This is a genomic window from Azospirillum sp. TSH20 (genome assembly GCF_003115935.1).
GTDB lineage: Bacteria > Pseudomonadota > Alphaproteobacteria > Azospirillales > Azospirillaceae > Azospirillum.
This window is the reverse complement of the sequence record NZ_LGQU01000096.1, coordinates 1-16,969: the sequence shown is the minus strand read 5'-3', so window position 1 is coordinate 16,969 and position 16,969 is coordinate 1. Positions and strand designations below refer to the sequence as shown.

The following is a 16,969-nucleotide window of genomic DNA, read 5'->3' as shown; positions in this document are numbered from 1 at the left end:
TTTCCTCCGAGTTACGCAGACTTCGCCACGCTTTGCCTGGATGTCCAAGAGTGTCCGTTCATTGGCATTGATAATCAAATAGGATGTACTTAACATCTGATATTGGAAAAACTGATGCCAGCAAAACGAACATGCGGATCACCATCGCGCAGTTGGAGGCCTTCTTCTGGACCGCGCAGCTGGGCTCCGCACAGCGGGCGGCCGAGCACCTCAACCTGGCGCAGCCCACGCTGTCACTGCGCCTGAAGGATCTGCGGGAAGCCCTGGGAAGCGACGTGCTCGAACGGACGGGGCGCGGTCTGCGGCTGACGCCGGAAGGGCGCCTGCTGCTGCCGCGGGTCTCCGCGATCATGACCGAGCTGCGGGCCATCGGCGGACAGGACGAATCCCGGACCGTCGCCGGGCGCGTCCGGGTCGGCCTGGCCGAGGGCTTCGCCGTCACGTGCCTCTCGCCCCTGCTGGCCGGGCTTCAAGTGGATCATCCGAAGCTGCAGCCGGAATGGGTGGTGTCCACCAGCACGACGTTGGAGGACGCCCTGCTGCGTGACGCGCTGGACGTGGCGGTTCTGCTCAACCCAATCGGCGACGAGCAGCTCCACCTCCAGCCGCTCGGCGCCCAGCCGACGAGCTGGGTTATTCCGAAATCCTGGGGGCAGACCGGTCCGCTGACGCCGCGGGATCTGTGGTCGCAGCCGATCTTCTCTAACCCTCCCCCTTCGGCCATGCACCGGCAGATCAGTGGCTGGTTCGCGACGGCAGGCCTCTTTCCCAGCCGTCTCAGCACCTGCACCAGCGTCGCGGTGATCGCGGAGTTGGTGGCCAGCGGGGTCGGCGCCGGGCTGCTTCCCATCCCGATGGCGCAGCGGTTCATCGCGCTGGGCCAAGTCCAGTTGGTGGCGTCTGATCCCCGGGTGGAGAATGGCCGGCTTTTCATCTGCTATCGAACCGGCGTCAACGATCCCAAAGTGGCTGCGGTCGCGCGATCCATCGCCCAGGTGATGCGGCGGATCGATTATGTCGACAACTGACCGGTTGTGTCAGGATTCGTACCACAGGGTGAATGAGGGCAAGACGACGCCGTGAGTTGCATCGCGTGGACTATGCGACAGCGAGCTTTGTCGCGATAACTGAGCCTGCGTGCAGCATGCTTCGATTTCCCGACAGGCTCACGCCGCGACAGTCGCTGCCTGCCAGTCGACCCTGGCCTGCGCCCGGAAGGTGCGCAGGGTGCGACGGGTGAGGTGGTCCCCGTTTCCCGGACAGTCGGATAAGCTTGGTTCGCCGAGGAAGAAGGACGGACCCGATGACGGGGAAACGGAAGCGGTATTCGGCAGAGTTCAAGCCGAAGGTGGCGCTGGAGGCGATCCAGGGGCGAGTTGACGGTGTCGCAGTTGGTCTCCAAGGACGGCGTATACCAGACGCTGATCAACGCCTGGAAGAAGCGGGGATGGCCGGTTATTTTCCGGCAAGGCTGAAGCCGCTGCGACCTGACCATCGACCGCCCCGATCAGGTGTGGTGCAGCGACATCACCGACATTCCCATGCGCCGCGGCTCTCTGTACTTGGTGGCGGTGATGGACTGGGCATCGGGCAAGGTCCTGAGTTGGCGTCTGTCGAACACCATGGAGGTCGAGTTCTGCATCGAAGACGTGGAGGAGGCGATGGCGCGGCACGGCCGGCCGGACATCTTCAACACCGATCAGAGAAGCCAGTTCACCAGCCCACGTTTCACCGGCCTCTTGACCGCTGCTGGCATTCGGGTGTCGATGGACGGGCCCGGCCGGTGGATGGACAACGTCTTCATCGAACGGCTGTGGCGATCGATGAAATACGAATGCGTCTACCTCCACGCCTTCGAAACGGGCAGCAAGGCCAGAGCCGGGATCAGTCGCTGGATCGATTGCTACAACGACGAACGCCCGCACTCGGCGCTCGGCGGCAGAACCCCGGCAGAGGCCTACCAGGGCACACAGGACCAGATCAGATTGGCGGCGTGACACGAACCTGAGCCAAGCTTATTCCAGCCGCCAAACTGTCCGGGAAACGGGGACCAACTCACACGTCAGCTTGACACCTCCCCCCGTTTTACCAGAAGGCCTCCGGCAGCAGCCACCACCCGACCTATTTTCCCATGCCGCTCATCAGCACGTATTTCACCTGCACATACTCTTCGATCCCAAAATGACTGCCTTCGCGGCCATAGCCTGACTGCTTCACCCCGCCAAACGGCACCGACGCAGTTCCAACGGCGCCGGAATTCAGGATGACCATACCCGCTTCCAGATCGCGCGATAGGCGGAGAAACCGGCCGGCATCGCGGGTGTAGGCGTAGGCCACCAGCCCATACTCGGTGTCGTTGGCCCGCTGGATCACCTCGTCCTCGCGGTGGAAGCGGTAAATGGGAAAGACCGGCCCGAAAATTTCCGTTTGGGCAATCCGGAACGCGTCATCCACCCCGGTGAGGATGGTCGGCTCGTAGAACAGGCCGCCGCGGGCATGCGGCTTCCCACCGCTGCGGACGGCCGCTCCCCGCTCGACGGCGTCGGCCACCAGGGCGCTCACCTTGTCGATAGCCGACTGGTTGATCAGCGGGCCGACCACGAAATCGCTCTGCAGTCCCTGGTCGACCCGGATCGACGCGACCCTGTCCGCCAGCAGATCGACGACGCGGTCGTGAACGCCATCCTGTACATAGATGCGGTTCGGCGAGATGCAGACCTGCCCGGAGTTGCGCAGTTTGGCGGCCACCAGTCCCTTCACCGCCTCCTCGATGTCAGCGTCGTCGAAGATGATGAAGGGAGCGTTGCCGCCAAGTTCCATCGTCATCGTCTTGAGCGTTTCCGCACTGTTCCTGGCGAGGAGCCGGCCGATGCCCGTCGATCCGGTGAACGAGATCTTCCGGATGCGCGGATCGCTGGTGAAGGCCTCGCCGATGGCCCTGGGGTCGCCGGTCACCATCTCGAACACGCCTTCGGGAATGCCGGCCAACCGTGCGTATTCGAGCAGCTTGTAGGCGGTGAGAGGCGTCAGTTCCGACGGCTTGATGATCATCGTGCAACCCGCCGCGAGTGCGGTCGCGACCTTTCGCGTGATCATCATGAAGGGGAAGTTCCAGGGCGTGATCGCCGCGGTCGGGCCGACCGGCTCCTTGACCACCATCACCGCGGCGTCGTTCGCGTGCGTCGGGATGGTGTCGCCATAGACGCGCTTGGCTTCCTCGGCATACCATTCGATGAAACCGAGCCCATAGTCGATCTCCCCCATCGCTTCGGTCAGGCATTTGCCGTTTTCCCGGACCATGGTTTCGGCGAACGCCTGCTTGTCCGCCCGGACGAGGTCGAACCAGCGGCGCAGGATGTCGCCGCGCTCTTTCGCCAGCCTGCGGGACCACGGCTTGAACGCCTCGCAGGTCCGGCCGATGGCAGCCCGCACCTCGTCGATGCCCATATCCGGCGCCTTGCCGACCAGCGAGCCGTCGGCAGGATTGTAGACCTTGATCATGACTGTTCTTCCCACATTCCGAAATGCTGCGCCGGAGAGCGCCGATAAACCGCGATCAAGCCGGCAATTGCCGGCGCGCCGCCCGTCGGGCAGCCTGTTCTTCCAGGTAGCGATCGACCGAGAGCGCATGCTCCGGCGACAAATGCGCCAGCGTCTGAAGCGCCGCCGTCGCGTCGAGGCAGCCCGCCAGATCGCTGCGCTCCGACATGCGAAGAAGTCGCTTGGTGTAGCGCAGGGCCGGCGCCGAGTTCCGCGCGATCTCGTCCGCCAGGGCGCGGGCGCGATCCATCAGCCCGTTGGCTGGAACGATCTCCGACACCAACCCGTAGTCGAGCGCTGTGCCGGCGTCGATGATCCGGCCGGTGAAGGCCAGTTCCGCCGCGCGGACCTGCCCGATCGCCCTGGGCAGGAACCACGCGCCACCGATCCCCGACACCAGTCCCAGCCTGACGAAGGTCTCCGCAAAGGTGGCGGACGGCGACGCGATGCGCAGATCGCACATGCAGGCGAGATCGAGGCCAGCCCCCATCGCCGGACCGTTCACTGCCGCGATGACCGGCACCTCCAGCCCGTAAAGGGCGAGCGCGAGGCGTTGCAGCGTGCGCCGATAGCGCTCCCCGATGTCAATTGGCCCACCGGCCATCAGTCCCTGATGCGACTGCATATCCTTGACGTTGCCGCCCGCGCAGAAGGCCGGTCCGGCGCCGGTCAGGATCGCCACGTGGACTCTGTTGTCGGCATTGATGGCCTCGATGGCCGCAATGAAGTCGTCACACTGCTCCGGCCGCGAAAGAGCGTTGCGGGTTGCAGGCTCGTCCATCGTCAGGAGGACGAGTCCGCCTTCCCGTTCGATCCTCAGAAATGGGCGTATCACGATGTTGCTCCGGTGAAGACCACGGAATCCGACATGAGCGCGTCCACCTCCGCTTCGGCGAAGCCGAAGCGTTGCAGGACCACGCGCGAATCCTGACCCGTGAGGGGTGGTGGTGCGGTCGGCCGCGCCGCGCCGGGGGTGCCCAGCGCGAAGCCCGGGGTGCGGAAGCGGCCTGCCCGCGGGTGATCCAGTTCGATCTCGATGCCACTGGCCGTATACTGTTCGGTGCCGGCGACTTCAGCGTAATCGGCGACCGTGGCGGCGACGATGTCGGCCTCCCACAACAGCGGCAACCACTCGGCGGATGTCCGCCGGCGGAAAAGCGGCTGAAGTACGGCAAGCAGCGCCGGCCGTTCGGCGACGCGCCCGGCGTTCGTCGCGAAGCGGGGATCCGCGACGAGATCAGGACGTCCGACGAGGTTGCAGAGCGCTTGCCACCGGCGATCCTGGTAGGCGGCGACCATGATCCAACCGTCGCGGGTCGGCAGCGCCTCGTTCACCGCGGCGTAGGGAGCGGCGCTGCCCGTCGGCTCCGGCACCGTGCCAGAGTTGAGATAGGCGGCAAGGTTCAGTTGCTGGAGCATCAGCATGGAATTGTACAGGCTGACGTCGAGATGTCCGCCTTCTCCCGTCGCATCGCGCCGCCGCAGGGCAGCCAGGATCGCGACCGTCGCAAACAGTGCGCCCGTCATGTCGGCCAGTGGCAGCGGCACCTTTCCGGGCCCGCCGTCTGGGGCCGAGATCCCCGCCATCAGCCCGGTGACCGCCTGGATGATCCCATCCACGCCGGGGCGGCCGGACCATGGCCCGGTCTGCCCGTAGGCGGAGAGCGAACAGGTGATGAGGTCCGGCTTGACCGCGGACAGCGACGCATGGTCGATGCCGAGGCGGGCGGTGACGCCAGGGCGGAAATTCTCCAGGACGACGTCGGTCCGCTCCACCAGTCGGCGGATCACCCCGGCCGCCTCCGGCCGTTTGAGGTCGATGCTGAGGGCCAGCTTGTTCCGGTTCGCCGTCAGAGCGGTCAGGCTTTCGCCGTTCTGCCAGGGCGGACCGAGCCGCCGCGCAAGTTCGCCGCCTGGAGGCTCGATCTTGACGACGGTCGCGCCCATGTCCGCAAGCCACATCCCGCAGACCGGTCCGGCGATCAACTGGCCGAAATCGAGAACGGTGAGTCCGGTAAGAGACTGTGCGAGCATAGGATTCAATGACTCCATGGACATGGGCGGTATCGCCCCGTGATGGTGTCCATGTGCCGCCGATTGCGCTTCCGCCACAATCGAGTAATCTTGCGCAACTGTTGAGGAAACCTGCACGGTCGATCATGAGAGACCTGCCTCCGCTGAATGCGCTCCTGGCGTTCGAGATCGTCGCGCGCACGGGCAGCGTCCGGGCGGCCGCGGATGAGTTGCTGGTGACGCCGAGTGCCATCAGCCGGCAGATCCGTCTGTTGGAGGAGCATTTCGGCGTCGCGCTGTTCGCCCGTCAGGGTCGTGGTCTGACCATGACCTCTGTCGGTGCCGCCTATTACGAGCGGGTCACCAGCCACTTCGACGGATTGCGTAAGGCCAGCGCGCTTCTTCACGCGTCGTCCGGGCGGGCTGTACTGAAGCTACGCTCCTACACGACTTTCGCGACACGCTGGTTGCTGCCCCGCCTGTCGCATTTCCAATTGGCCCATCCGGAAATCGATGTCCGTCTGACGACGGAATCCCTATGGAGCGACTTGGGCGACTTCGATGCGGCCATCCGGCTCGGCGACGGGCAATGGCCCGAGCATCGTGCCGTCCCGCTGGTGCCGAACATACTGCGCCCGGTCTGCAGCCCGGCTCTGCTGAAAGGATCGGAGGCGAAAGACGCCTCCTGGCTGGCCCGACAAACGCTGCTCTTTGTCCGCGCCCGCCCCGACGATTGGGCACTCTGGTGCGATGCCGCCGGCATCGACATGACCGGGCTCAAGCGCCGCAGGGAACTGGAAAGTTCCGCCCTGGCCTATCAGGCGGCGCTCGAAGGGCATGGGGTGGCTCTGGCGCAACTCGTGCTCGTCGAGGACGAGTTGGCGGCCGGCGATCTGGTGGCGCCGATCGCGTTCGCGCTCGATCGCCGAAACGTCACCTACTATCTGGTGTCCGATGTCCGGAGCCAGAAACGCACCGTCCTCGATCAACTCCAGCGCTGGTTGACGTCGGTCGACGCCGCCTAGCGGATCGGAAGCTCGACCGTCACATCCGCGGCCCCGCCCACCGCGTCTCCGGAGATTGTTTCCCTCAGGTCAACAGTTGCGCGATTTTACTTGCTGGTCGGTCTGCGCGATTTTCATTACCGTCCGCGAAGACAGAGCCGCCGTGGCTCCGTGGACAAATCCACTGCCGGTCCGGAGCGCGCCCGGAATCCAAGGCGCGGATGTCCAAGCCAGACTTTGATCGCCCAGGAAAATACAGCTCCGAAGACCCCTGGGGACCGGAACGAAAGCCATGCCGTTCGCAACGGAGGAGCCTTTCGGCCCGCCCCCGAACCATGAGCGGTCACCGTCACGAACAATCCGCATTCTGAAACACCGGATGCGCAGGGGAGGAACCGAAATGGTCCAATCGCGGCCACCGAATATGCTGTCGATCGTTTTCTCATCCAGCCTTGGAACCATGCTGGAATATTATGATTTCTTCGTCTACGTCGCCCTTACGGCAACCTTCACCAGGCTCTTCTTCCCAACAGAGGATCCAGCGGTGGGCGCTCTGGTCGGCGCCGCGGGCTTCGGCGCGGCGTTCCTCGCGCGACCGATCGGCACGCTCATCTTCAGTCCGATGGCGGATCGGGTCGGACGGAAGAAGACCTTTGTCGTGACCCTGACGCTGATGGGGGCGGCGACGTTCCTGATGGGGTGCCTGCCGAGCTATGCCACCGCCGGCGTCGCCGCCCCTGCCGCGCTGCTCGCTCTGCGCGTCGTGCAGGGTATCGCACTGGGCGGCGAATATGGCTCGGCGGCGGTGTACGTGATGGAACACGCCCCAGCCCGACGGGCCGGACTCTACACCAGCGTGCTGCAAGGCACCGCCGGGGTCGGGCTGCTCATCGCCCTTGTCATCGTCGCCGCCCTCAAGACCAGCCTTAGCGCCGAGATGTTCGATCTGTGGGGCTGGCGGATACCGTTCCTTTTGTCGGCACCGATCGTCATCGTGGCGACTTTCATCCGATTGAAGATGACGGAGACGCCGGTCTTCCTGGAACTCAAGCGATCCGGAACGCTCTCCGCGTCGCCCCTCGCGGAATCCTTGACGAGCCGGGCAGCCTGGAAGGGAATCCTGCTGGCGATCTTCGGCGCGCAGGGCGGGACATCGGTCGCATTGTACACGTCGGTGGTCTACATGCTGTATTTCCTGCAAGGCGTCCTGAAGGTCGACAGCATGCAGGCCAACATGTGCGTCGCGGTCGCGGTGCTGGTGACCGCGCCGCTGTTCCCGGTTTTCGGCGGACTTTCGGACCGGATCGGCCGTGCCAGGACCATGCTGATCGGCATCGTCTCCTGGATGATCACCGCCTATCCGGCCTTTTCCGGCATTGCGGCGGGTGCCGAGACGGGCTCGTGGACCCTCGTCACCGTTCTCATCACGGCGCTGGCCGCGCTGACGGCGATGATCATGGCCCCCCTCCCCGCTTTTATTTCGGAATGCTTCCCGCCGCAGAGCCGCACGACAGGCTTTGGTTTGGCGCAACAGGTCGGCAATGTCATGTTCGGCGGGTTTTTGCCGCTGATCTCGCTGACGCTCGTTAACTGGACGGGCAATCCGCTTGCCGGCGTTGGATACTCCATCGCGTCCCTGATCCCCTGTGCGGTGGTCACCTACTGCTGGGCGATGAAGGCAGAGAAGGGGAGAAATGCGACCAAGGCTGCACCTCCGATCAAGGCTCAGACCCACTCGATGGGATGAAGTCCTGTGCTGCTATCGGTCGGGGCGAAAGCGACCAGATAGCGCAGCGATTTCGGCAGAAAGACAATCAGGACGGGGATCTGGCCTGAAGTGGCGGCCAGGGCGGTCGGGGCGGAGGAATGCGGACCTCCGCCCTGCCCTTGAGGGTGCCTCGGGCCATCGGCGCGTCCAGCGTGGCGCCGATGGTCCCTGTAGGTGGACATGCTATGATGCCGGTGGCGTTCAGGCGGACGCGGTCCGCAACTGGTGTCCCAGGAAGAAGCGCAGCATCTCCGCCGTGGCGTCTGGACCCTGCGGGTCGGTGTAGGAGCCGCTGGGGCTCCCACCCGCCCAGGCATGTCCGGCGCCATGGATGGCCCACAGCTCGCACAGCGCCCGGCCGGAAGGGGCGGTGTGCAGGGTTCGGCTGTAGGAACGCCGGCCGGGGGCTTCGCCATGTTGCACTTCAGTGTCGAGGCCGGCCGCGGCGGCCGTCGCGCGGGCGGCCACATGATCGCCGTTTCGCGGGTGGACGACAGTATCGCGATCGCCGTGGAAGATGATGGTGGGTACAGGTTGGCGGGCACCCGCTCTTCCTGCTCGTGCCCTGCCTGTGGCTCCGCCGTCGCCCTGGCGCATGGCGGCGAGGGCGGAGGGAAGATCGTGTGCGGCGCCGGCAGGCAGGCCGGAATGCACGCCGACCGCCGCATAGAGGTCGGGATAGGCTTCCCCCATGATGGCCGCGGCGGCACCGCCGGCCGACAGCCCGGCGATGTAAACCCGGTTCGGGTCGATGGGGTGGTCGTGGATGATCCGGCGGGTGATCCCGGCCAGCAGGTCGGGCTCCCCATGTCCGCGGCGCTGATCTTCGGGTTTGAACCAGTTCCAGCAGCGCTGGGCGTTGGCCGAGGCCGGCTGTTCGGGGTAGGCGACGTAAACGCCGTGCCGCTCGGCGAAGGCGTTCATCCTGGTCCCTGCGGAGAAATCGTCGGGCGACTGGGTGCAGCCGTGCAGCATCACCACCAAAGGACGCAGCCCGTCGCCGCGGTTGGCCGGCACATAGAGCTTATAGGCCCGCGTCCCCGCTGCCCCGCTGTGGGACGCCGTCGCGAAGGACGCGCCATCCGGCAGCGGTTCGGCGGGCAGGCGCGGCGCACCGGTTCCGCCTAGCAATCCCGTCGGCTGCAGGCGCGCGGCAAGGCCGCGCAGGGTCTCGCCCAGGCCGGTCCTCGCGCCCTTTCCTGACCGGCCTCCCGGCATCTTGCCGGCCGGTCGCGCGCGGTCCGAGGTGTCGCTGCGAGCCTGCGGTCCGGGAGCAGCATCGAGGTTCACGAACTCTCCCTCCAGCAAAGTCGGGTCTGGCACGGTGGCCGGAGTTGCCGCAGGTTCGGTCGCGCCCTCTCCGCGCAGCAGGCGCTGGACCAGACCGGTCGCTTCGGCGAGCCGGCCGGCGCGGGTCAGGCGGGCGACCTCGTCCATGCCGGGCGGAAAGCCGGTGGGGCGTGTTTGGGACATGTGGGTGCTTTCTCGGTTCGGGGATGACGCCGGCATCGGCTCTGCGGGACGCATCAGCGGATGCGGTCGGCGAGCGCCGCCTTGACGGCGGCCGGCGCATGGAGCGCGCCAAGTACGGTCAGCGTGGCGATGGTGGCGCGGGCAAGCTCGGGCGTCACGTCCTGGGCGATGGCGGCAAGCCCGAGGACGCGGATATCCAGCATCCGCCCCTCGGCCTGTACGGCTTCCAGGTCGGCGCGGCTGAAATGACGAAGGCCCAGATCGACGCTCTTTCGCGTCACCGATTGGCGGACCACGTCAGCGTGTTTGTCGACTTGGTTGCGGATGGCAGTGCGGATGAAGTCGGTGCGGTTCGAATAAAACCCCTCCTCCACCAACAGGTCGATGTGACCCAGGTCGACGTAGCCGAGATTGATCGTGATCTTCTCGCTGTCTCCGGCTTTCGGCCGCAGGTCTCGCGCCACGTCGCTCATGGTCGTCCATCCTTCCACCATCTGTATGGATGGTAAATGGATGGCGCATGCCTGCCGTTCAAGCCCAGTCCCGATGTTTTCGGAAGGCCGTCGGCTTGCAACCCCCGCCGCCGAGGGTCGCCTGACGCAGAGCAATGAAAAAGGGGAGCCCGAACGCTCCCCTTTCTCCGTCATTTCACGAGTGGGCAGCCGCTGGCCTTCGGGTCGATGTAGGCCTGCGTACCGGGGATCTTCTTGATGATCTTGAAGTAATCCCAGGCGTATTTGGATTCGGCCGGTGTCTTGACCTGTGCCAGATACATGTCGTCGAAGACGCGGCCGTTATCGGCGATCTTCGCCTCCTTCATCATCATGTCGGTGACCGGCATGCTGCGCATCTTGGCAGCCACCTTGTCGGCATCGTCGGTGCCGATTTCCTGCACGGCCTTCAGGTAATGGCGGACCGCCGAATACACACCGGCCTGGTTCATCGACGGCTTGCGGCCGGTTCGTTCCTCGAACTTTTTCGACCAGGCGCGGGTCTCGTCGTTCATGTCCCAGTAAAAGGAGTTCGCCAGCATCAGCCCCTGCGAGGTCTCCAGCCCGAGCGCCTTGATGTCGTTGATGTTCAGCAGCAGGCCGGCCAAGGTCTGCCCACTCTGGGGAATGCCGAATTCGGCGGCCTGCTTGACGCCGTTGATGGTGTCGCCGCCGGCATTGGCGAAGGCGACGACGTCGGCGCCGGATGCCTGAGCCTGAAGCAGGTAGGAGGAGAAGTCGGATGCGCCCAGCGGATGACGCACACTGCCCTTGATCGTCCCGCCGAGCTGCTTGACCGTGTCGGCCGCTTCGGCCTCCAGCGAATGGCCGAAGGCGTAATCGGCGGTGATGAAGAACCAGCTCTTCCTGCCCTGCTCGACCAGCGCGCGGGCGGTGGCAGAGGCGACGGCATGGTTGTCCCAGGTCCACTGGAAGCCGTAGGGGCTGCAATCCTTGCCCGTCAGATCGGTCGAACCTGGACCGGACATCAGGAACAGGCGCTTCTTGTCCCGTGTGATCCCCTGCACGGCCAGCGCGGCGGCCGAATTCGGCACATCGGCGATCACGTCCACCTTTTCCGTATCGATCCACTGGCGGGCGAGGTTGGCGGCGATGTCCGCCTTGTTCTGGTGGTCGCCGACGATGATCTCGATCTTCGTGCCGTTGATGGCGTTGCCGAACTCCTCGGCGGCCATCCTTGCGGCCACCGCCGATCCTTCGCCGTTGATGTCGGCATAGATGCCGGAGCGGTCGGACAGCATGCCGATCTTGATGACAGAGTCGGACATCTGGGCCTGGGCCTGGATCGGGGCCGAACCCACGGCCAGCGTGGCGAAGGCGACGCCGGCGAGAAGGAACTTGCGCATCTTTCACTCCCAATTCTGACAGTTCTTGGTGATTGGGGCGGTCGCCGGCGACGGCGCCGCCCGGAGGGTAGCGGGATGTGGGCTCAATGAGTGGTGTAGCCGCCGTCGACGGGAAGGACCGCGCCGGTGATTGATGCCGCGGCGTCGGAACAGAGGAAGGCGATGGCGGCGGCGACCTCCTCCGGGCCAATCAACCGGCCGGTCGGCATCTTCTCCAGGAACACCGCCTTCAGGACCTGATCCTCGGGCAGGCCGGTGACCTGCGCCTGCTGGGCGATCTGCCGTTCGATGATCGGGGTCAGCACCGTGCCGGGACACACCGCATTGCAGGTGATGCCATGACCGGCGACCTCGATCGACACCGACTTGGTCAGGCCGATGATGCCGTGCTTGGCGGCGACATAGGCCGGCTTGTGCGGGGCGCCGACCATGCCCAACACGGAGGCCGTGTTGACGATGCGCCCCCAGCCCCGCCCCCGCATCGCCGGCACAGCCGCCTTGATCGTGTGGAACGCGGCGCTGAGATTGACCGCCAGCAGCAGGTCCCATTTGTCGTCAGGAAACTCGTGCAGGGCGGCGACATGCTGGATGCCGGCATTGTTCACCAGGATGTCGATCGGTCCCAGCAGGTTCGCGGCCTCCGCCATCATGGCGCGGGCCTCCTCTGGCCGGCTGAGATCGGCGCCTGAATAGACGATCCGGGTCCCGCTCCGCTCCGCGATCTCGGCACAGGTCCGGTCGATCTCCGCACGGTCGCCGAAGCCGTTGACCATCACATGGCAGCCCCGGCCGGCCAGTTCCCGCACGGTCGCCAGCCCGATTCCGCTGGTGGAACCGGTAACCACGGCGTTTCTGTTCTGCATCTATCGGTCCTTGATATGGGAAATGGGGCGGTTCAGAACGCCACCTGATCGGCGCCCTTGAGGTGGAGCATGGCGCGCGCCTCTTCCGGGGTGGCGACCTCCAGCGATAGCTCCTCCAGGATGCGGCGGATTTTCGCCACCTGCTCGGCGCTGTTCCGCGCCAGCCGGCCCTTTGCAAGATAGAGGCTGTCCTCAAGCCCGACCCGGACATTGCCGCCCATCACCGCGGCCATGGTCGTGAAGGGAATCTGATGGCGGCCGGCGGCCAGCACAGACCATTCGTAATCCTTGCCGAACAGGCGGTCAGCGGTTTCGCGCATGAAGACGAGGTTGCGCTCCTCCGCCCCGATGCCGCCCAGGATTCCGAAGATCGTCTGGATGAAGAGCGGCGTCTTCACCAGCCCGCGATCGAGGAAATGTGCGAGATTGTACAGATGGCCGACGTCATAGCATTCGAACTCGAAGCGCGTGCCACAGCCTTCACCGAGATGTTCCAGAATATAGGCGATGTCCCGGAAGGTGTTGCGGAAGATGAAGTCGTCGGTGCTGCGCAGATAGGGCTCTTCCCAGTCGTGCTTCCAGTTCTTGTAACGGTCGGCCAGAGGGAAGATGCCGAAGTTCATCGATCCCATGTTGAGCGAGCACATTTCCGGCTGGGCCTGCAGCGGGGCTGCAAGTCGTTCCTGAACCGTCATGTTGAGCGAGCCGCCGGTGGTGATGTTCAGCACCGCATCGGTCGATTGTTTCAGCCGCGGCAGGAACTGCATGAACACCGCCGGATCCGGTGTCGGCTGCCCGGTGCGGGGATCGCGGGCGTGCAGGTGCAGGATCGCCGCCCCGGCTTCGGCCGCACCGACCCCCTGCTCGACGATCTCGTCGGGCGTGACCGGCAGGGCGTCCGACATGGTGGGTGTGTGGATCGAGCCCGTCAGCGCGCAGCTGATGATGACTTTCTTGCCTGATGCGGCCATGCAAGGCCCTCCTGTGTGAGTCCGCCCGTCAGGGTTGCGGACGATTGAAGATTGAACGTCGCCGAGCGGCTGCGGCGGCGGCTACCGGCGTTCCAGGCCATCCAGCCGTTGAAGATGCGTGGCAAGGGTGGTGGCGACCTCCTCCCGCTGCGCTTCCGTCCAGGTCCGGAAGCCCACGCCTGCCTTCATGCCCAGCCGCCCTGACGCGACCAGATCGCGCAGAAGGGGCAATGGACCGGGACTGCGGTCGAGATCGGGCAGGACATGCTCATGAACCGCGAGCGTCAGGTCGGTGCCGACAAGATCGGCATTTTCCAGCGGTCCCAGCACGGCGAGCCGCCGGCCGAAACTCGCCTTGACCACGGCATCGACTGTTTCGGCATCGCACACGCCGTTCTGGACCAGGGCAATCGCCTCGCGCCAGAGCGCGTGCTGCAGGCGATTGCCGATGAAACCGGGAACATCCTTACGGACATGCACCGGCGTCTTTCCGATGGACGTCAGCAGGCCCATCATCGCTGTGATCGCGGCATCGCTGCTGTCCTTGGTCTGGATCACCTCGACTAGCGGGATCAGATAGGGCGGGTTCCACCAATGGGTGCCCATGGCGCGGGTCTTGTCGGAAAGCGGCTCCATGATCCGCGTGATTGGGATCACCGACGTGTTGCTGGCCAGAAGCGCGTGGGATGGCGCCTCCGCTTCGATCGCCGCGACGATGCGTTGTTTGAGGGCGAGGTCCTCCGGCACCGCCTCGATAACGATGTCGGCGCTGGCAACGGCCCCCGCCAGCGTTTCGTGCAGGTCGATCAGGTCGGCGGCCGCGACGTCTTCCCCCAAAACCTGCAGATTGCGGCGGATATGGTCGGGGATCGCGGACCGCCGTTCGGCATCGGGTTCCTGGATGGCGACGCGATGTCCGGCGGCGGCAAAGGCCTGTGCGATCCCGTGCCCCATCAGTCCGCCGCCGATGATCGCGATGCGCTGGTTTGTCATGGCGCGTGCATATCCCCCTTTGCCTGACCTGAAGCCTGTGCCCCACCACCCTATTCCTGCCAAGGCCCACAGGATCGCGTGGCGGATTGTTCAGATGGCGTGCATTTTGGAAGGGATGGCTAGCAACACGCGTGCCATACGGGTAACTATTTGAAAGAAAATAATATTTTCAAAGAGACGCTCAACATGCGGGGGCGCAGGATTCAGCGATCGCTGACAGTCGACTGGCGCAAAGTGCGGAACACGGCTGCAAATCAGCACTTTCCCCGTGTTCACTTTTCTGACAGACAATGTACGACATATTGACAATCAGTGACGCCAAGGAGCATGGCATGCAGAAGGATCCGGCCGGTCATTTCGCTGCGGCACGTGCGCTGATGGTGATGATCGATGAGATGATCGACGGCGCCATCCTGGTCGATCAGGATGCGCGCCTCGTCTGGTCAAACGACAAGCATGTCTGGTTCAGCGACAAACAGATTGCGATGCTTGGCTTCCGGTCGCCGGCGGACGCAATCGGCCAGCCGGTGGAACGTATCATTCCACACAGCCGGATGCGCGAGGTTGTGGAAACGGGCCGGTCGCTGCCGCTCGACATCATGCGCTATGGCGAGCACACGCTGCTGGTCAGCCGCCTGCCCCTGCGCGATGAGCGAGGACAGGTCATCGGCGCCATCGCCTTCGCCCTGAAGAACAGCCTGACCTATCTTCGGCCCATCGCCGACCGTTTCAACAAGCTGCAGTCGCGCCTGACCCGTGTGGAGCAGGAGTTGGCGGCGAGCCGGGCCTCCCAATACACGGTCGAGAACCTGATCGGCTTCAGCCAGCCGATGTTGCAGGTCAAGCGGCTGGTGCGCAGGGCCGGCCAGATCCGGTCGGCGGTCCTGCTGCTTGGTGAAACCGGGACCGGCAAGGAACTGGTGGCTCAGTCGATCCATGCCTCCTCGGATCGCGCCCACCGCCCTTTCGTCGCCGTCAATACCGCCGCAATTCCCGAAAATCTTCTGGAAGCGGAGTTCTTCGGCGTCGCACCGGGGGCATATACGGGCGCCGCCCGCCAGCCGCGCCCCGGCAAATTCCAGCTTGCCCATGGTGGAACGCTGTTCCTCGACGAGATCGGCGACATGCCGTTGCCACTGCAGGCAAAACTGCTGCGTGCCCTGCAGGAACGCGAGGTCGAGCCGCTCGGATCCAATCAAATCATCAAGGTCGATGTCCGCATCATCGCCGCAACCAGCCGTCCCCTGGCCGAGATGGTGCGCAGCGGCGCCTTCCGGTCGGATCTGTACTACCGGCTCAATGTCTTTCCGATACAGCTGCCGGCGCTCCGCGACCGCAAGGACGACCTGGAGATCCTCGCCCCCCTGTTTTCAGAGAAGATCGCCATCAGTCTTGATCAGCCGATGCGCGAGTTCACGCCTGCGGCACTGGATGCGCTGCGACAGCATGATTGGCCCGGCAATGTCCGTGAATTGGCCAACGTCATCGAACAGGTCTATGTGCGCACCGAAGGTGAGCGCATCAGGGCCGAGGATTTCGCGGACATCCTTCCGAGCGCCGCAATCCAGCCGCCTGCCCCACCCGACCGGAAGCGGTCCCTGACCGCCGCCATGGACGAGCTGGAACGGTCGCTCATTCTGGAAGCCCTGGAGGATTGCCGGGGCAACAAGCTCGAAGCCGCCCGGAGGCTCGGCCTATCGCGCACAAACCTTTACGCCAAACTGCGCAAACACGGCATTGCGTCGCATTCAGACGACTGATGCCAGCCTCCTGACCGCAGCCGGTGGATGGAATTTGCACCAATTTCCCTCAAGAAAGCTCTGTCCAAGGCAGCCGGCCCACCGGTCACGGTCGTGTCCCGCGCAGCGTCACGACGTGCATTCCCATCCACGGGCATTCCGCTGTCATTGTCCTACCGCCGACAGGAAGCGAGTCGCGTGCGATGTCGATGCGGTTGTAGCTGGCAAGACACTCCGACCGCGGGGTCTCACATTCCATCCGCACACGGTTTCCTGCAATACCCTGGGCCGCGAACTGCTCCCGCAGGGGCACCGTCAACCTGTTGCCCCTTGAATTCCAGAGCGAACCTGTCCAAATTTGCCCAATCATGACCCTGCCTTTCCGCCATATCCGTAACCTCCTGCGTGCAGGCCGCGTTCACGCAGGCTCGCTCGCCCCGGATCTGGTCGCCTGAGGCAAGGCCCCCGGACCGTCCGGGGCCAACGCAATCTCCGAATTCATGAGATCCGCCCGATCCGCGTCCATGCGGCCGCCAGGCTAGCCGTGTCCAACCGCTGCATGACCGATGAAGCGCCCACCGGGAGGCGCAGTCGGGTGGTTGGTGCATGTACTTGCCGAGAAAAACAAAGGAAGACCTTGATGCGTCCCGCAGACCAGTTGTCAATCGGCTTCCAAAAACCAGCCAGCATCGGCGTCCAATATCCAGCCACGCCTGAGGTTGCAGAACCCGTTGTCCAGGGTGTCCA

Annotated in this window: 13 protein-coding genes and 1 pseudogene; 5 read left to right on the top strand and 9 right to left on the bottom strand. The window is 64.7% G+C overall.

Annotated features, from left to right (window positions below):
• Nucleotides 1–131: 131 nt before the first annotated feature.
• A complete protein-coding gene (locus tag TSH20_RS23860) occupies nt 132–1,028 on the top strand; it encodes a LysR family transcriptional regulator (protein WP_158282051.1) in 897 nt (298 codons plus the stop codon).
• Nucleotides 1,029–1,487: 459 nt separating this feature from the next.
• Nucleotides 1,488–1,997 (top strand): annotated as a pseudogene (locus TSH20_RS23855) (IS3 family transposase); the annotation flags it as partial.
• A gap of 124 nt (nt 1,998–2,121) precedes the next feature.
• On the opposite strand, the gene TSH20_RS23850 reads toward TSH20_RS23855, so the two are convergent.
• Genes TSH20_RS23850 through TSH20_RS23840 form a run of 3 tightly spaced genes read right to left on the bottom strand, consistent with a single transcriptional unit; the run spans nt 2,122 to nt 5,574 of the window.
• Nucleotides 2,122–3,630, bottom strand: a complete 1,509-nt coding sequence (locus tag TSH20_RS23850) for an NAD-dependent succinate-semialdehyde dehydrogenase (protein WP_199232444.1) — start codon at nt 3,628–3,630, stop codon at nt 2,122–2,124.
• A complete protein-coding gene (locus TSH20_RS23845) occupies nt 3,557–4,321 on the bottom strand; it encodes an enoyl-CoA hydratase-related protein (protein WP_247874523.1) in 765 nt (254 codons plus the stop codon). Before TSH20_RS23845 ends, TSH20_RS23850 begins: the two co-directional genes overlap by 74 nt.
• A gap of 50 nt (nt 4,322–4,371) precedes the next feature.
• A complete protein-coding gene (locus TSH20_RS23840; protein ID WP_109155780.1) occupies nt 4,372–5,574 on the bottom strand; it encodes a CoA transferase in 1,203 nt (400 codons plus the stop codon).
• Nucleotides 5,575–5,699: 125 nt separating this feature from the next.
• Between TSH20_RS23840 and TSH20_RS23835 the strand changes: the two genes are divergently transcribed.
• Together TSH20_RS23835 and TSH20_RS23830 are read left to right on the top strand one after the other, a co-directional pair.
• A complete protein-coding gene (locus tag TSH20_RS23835) occupies nt 5,700–6,578 on the top strand; it encodes a LysR substrate-binding domain-containing protein (RefSeq protein WP_109155781.1) in 879 nt (292 codons plus the stop codon).
• Nucleotides 6,579–6,981: 403 nt separating this feature from the next.
• On the top strand, nt 6,982–8,304 hold the full coding sequence (locus TSH20_RS23830; protein ID WP_199231875.1) for an MFS transporter: 1,323 nt from the start codon (nt 6,982–6,984) through the stop codon (nt 8,302–8,304).
• Nucleotides 8,305–8,526: 222 nt separating this feature from the next.
• Here the strand turns inward: TSH20_RS23830 and TSH20_RS23825 are convergent, their stop codons facing one another.
• The 6 genes from TSH20_RS23825 to TSH20_RS23800 all read right to left on the bottom strand — a co-directional run bounded on the left by TSH20_RS23825 (nt 8,527) and on the right by TSH20_RS23800 (nt 14,483).
• On the bottom strand, nt 8,527–9,798 hold the full coding sequence (locus TSH20_RS23825) for a PHB depolymerase family esterase (protein ID WP_109155783.1): 1,272 nt from the start codon (nt 9,796–9,798) through the stop codon (nt 8,527–8,529).
• 53 nt (nt 9,799–9,851) lie between these two features.
• A complete protein-coding gene (locus tag TSH20_RS23820; RefSeq protein ID WP_109155784.1) occupies nt 9,852–10,271 on the bottom strand; it encodes a CopG family transcriptional regulator in 420 nt (139 codons plus the stop codon).
• A gap of 170 nt (nt 10,272–10,441) precedes the next feature.
• Nucleotides 10,442–11,656 carry an ABC transporter substrate-binding protein gene (locus TSH20_RS23815; protein ID WP_109155785.1) on the bottom strand — a complete coding sequence of 405 codons (1,215 nt, stop codon included), beginning with the start codon at nt 11,654–11,656 and terminating at the stop codon, nt 10,442–10,444.
• Nucleotides 11,657–11,739: 83 nt separating this feature from the next.
• Entirely contained in the window at nt 11,740–12,519 is a 780-nt protein-coding gene (locus TSH20_RS23810) for a 3-hydroxybutyrate dehydrogenase (RefSeq protein WP_109155786.1), read from the bottom strand.
• 32 nt (nt 12,520–12,551) lie between these two features.
• On the bottom strand, nt 12,552–13,490 hold the full coding sequence (locus TSH20_RS23805; RefSeq protein WP_109154305.1) for a 3-keto-5-aminohexanoate cleavage protein: 939 nt from the start codon (nt 13,488–13,490) through the stop codon (nt 12,552–12,554).
• Nucleotides 13,491–13,571: 81 nt separating this feature from the next.
• Nucleotides 13,572–14,483 (bottom strand): 3-hydroxyacyl-CoA dehydrogenase family protein, encoded by a 912-nt coding sequence (locus TSH20_RS23800; RefSeq protein ID WP_109155787.1) that lies wholly within the window; start codon nt 14,481–14,483, stop codon nt 13,572–13,574.
• Between the two features lie 332 nt (nt 14,484–14,815).
• Here TSH20_RS23800 and TSH20_RS23795 point away from each other — a divergent pair, with 332 nt between their 5' ends.
• The gene (locus tag TSH20_RS23795) at nt 14,816–16,243 is read left to right on the top strand and encodes a sigma 54-interacting transcriptional regulator (protein ID WP_199231876.1); all 1,428 of its coding nucleotides are present in this window, start codon (nt 14,816–14,818) and stop codon (nt 16,241–16,243) included.
• Nucleotides 16,244–16,969: the final 726 nt, after the last annotated feature.

Coding starts and splice junctions, on each gene's coding strand:
- TSH20_RS23805 (WP_109154305.1), bottom strand. CDS start 13,490: ATGGCCGCATCAGGCAAGAAAGTCATCATCAGCTGCGCGCTGACGGGC.
- TSH20_RS23845 (WP_247874523.1), bottom strand. CDS start 4,321: ATGGACGAGCCTGCAACCCGCAACGCTCTTTCGCGGCCGGAGCAGTGT.
- TSH20_RS23830 (WP_199231875.1), top strand. CDS start 6,982: ATGCTGTCGATCGTTTTCTCATCCAGCCTTGGAACCATGCTGGAATAT.
- TSH20_RS23860 (WP_158282051.1), top strand. CDS start 132: ATGCGGATCACCATCGCGCAGTTGGAGGCCTTCTTCTGGACCGCGCAG.
- TSH20_RS23795 (WP_199231876.1), top strand. CDS start 14,816: ATGCAGAAGGATCCGGCCGGTCATTTCGCTGCGGCACGTGCGCTGATG.
- TSH20_RS23835 (WP_109155781.1), top strand. CDS start 5,700: ATGAGAGACCTGCCTCCGCTGAATGCGCTCCTGGCGTTCGAGATCGTC.
- TSH20_RS23810 (WP_109155786.1), bottom strand. CDS start 12,519: ATGCAGAACAGAAACGCCGTGGTTACCGGTTCCACCAGCGGAATCGGG.
- TSH20_RS23800 (WP_109155787.1), bottom strand. CDS start 14,483: ATGACAAACCAGCGCATCGCGATCATCGGCGGCGGACTGATGGGGCAC.
- TSH20_RS23825 (WP_109155783.1), bottom strand. CDS start 9,798: ATGTCCCAAACACGCCCCACCGGCTTTCCGCCCGGCATGGACGAGGTC.
- TSH20_RS23850 (WP_199232444.1), bottom strand. CDS start 3,630: ATGCGCTCTCGGTCGATCGCTACCTGGAAGAACAGGCTGCCCGACGGG.
- TSH20_RS23820 (WP_109155784.1), bottom strand. CDS start 10,271: ATGAGCGACGTGGCGCGAGACCTGCGGCCGAAAGCCGGAGACAGCGAG.
- TSH20_RS23815 (WP_109155785.1), bottom strand. CDS start 11,656: ATGCGCAAGTTCCTTCTCGCCGGCGTCGCCTTCGCCACGCTGGCCGTG.
- TSH20_RS23840 (WP_109155780.1), bottom strand. CDS start 5,574: ATGCTCGCACAGTCTCTTACCGGACTCACCGTTCTCGATTTCGGCCAG.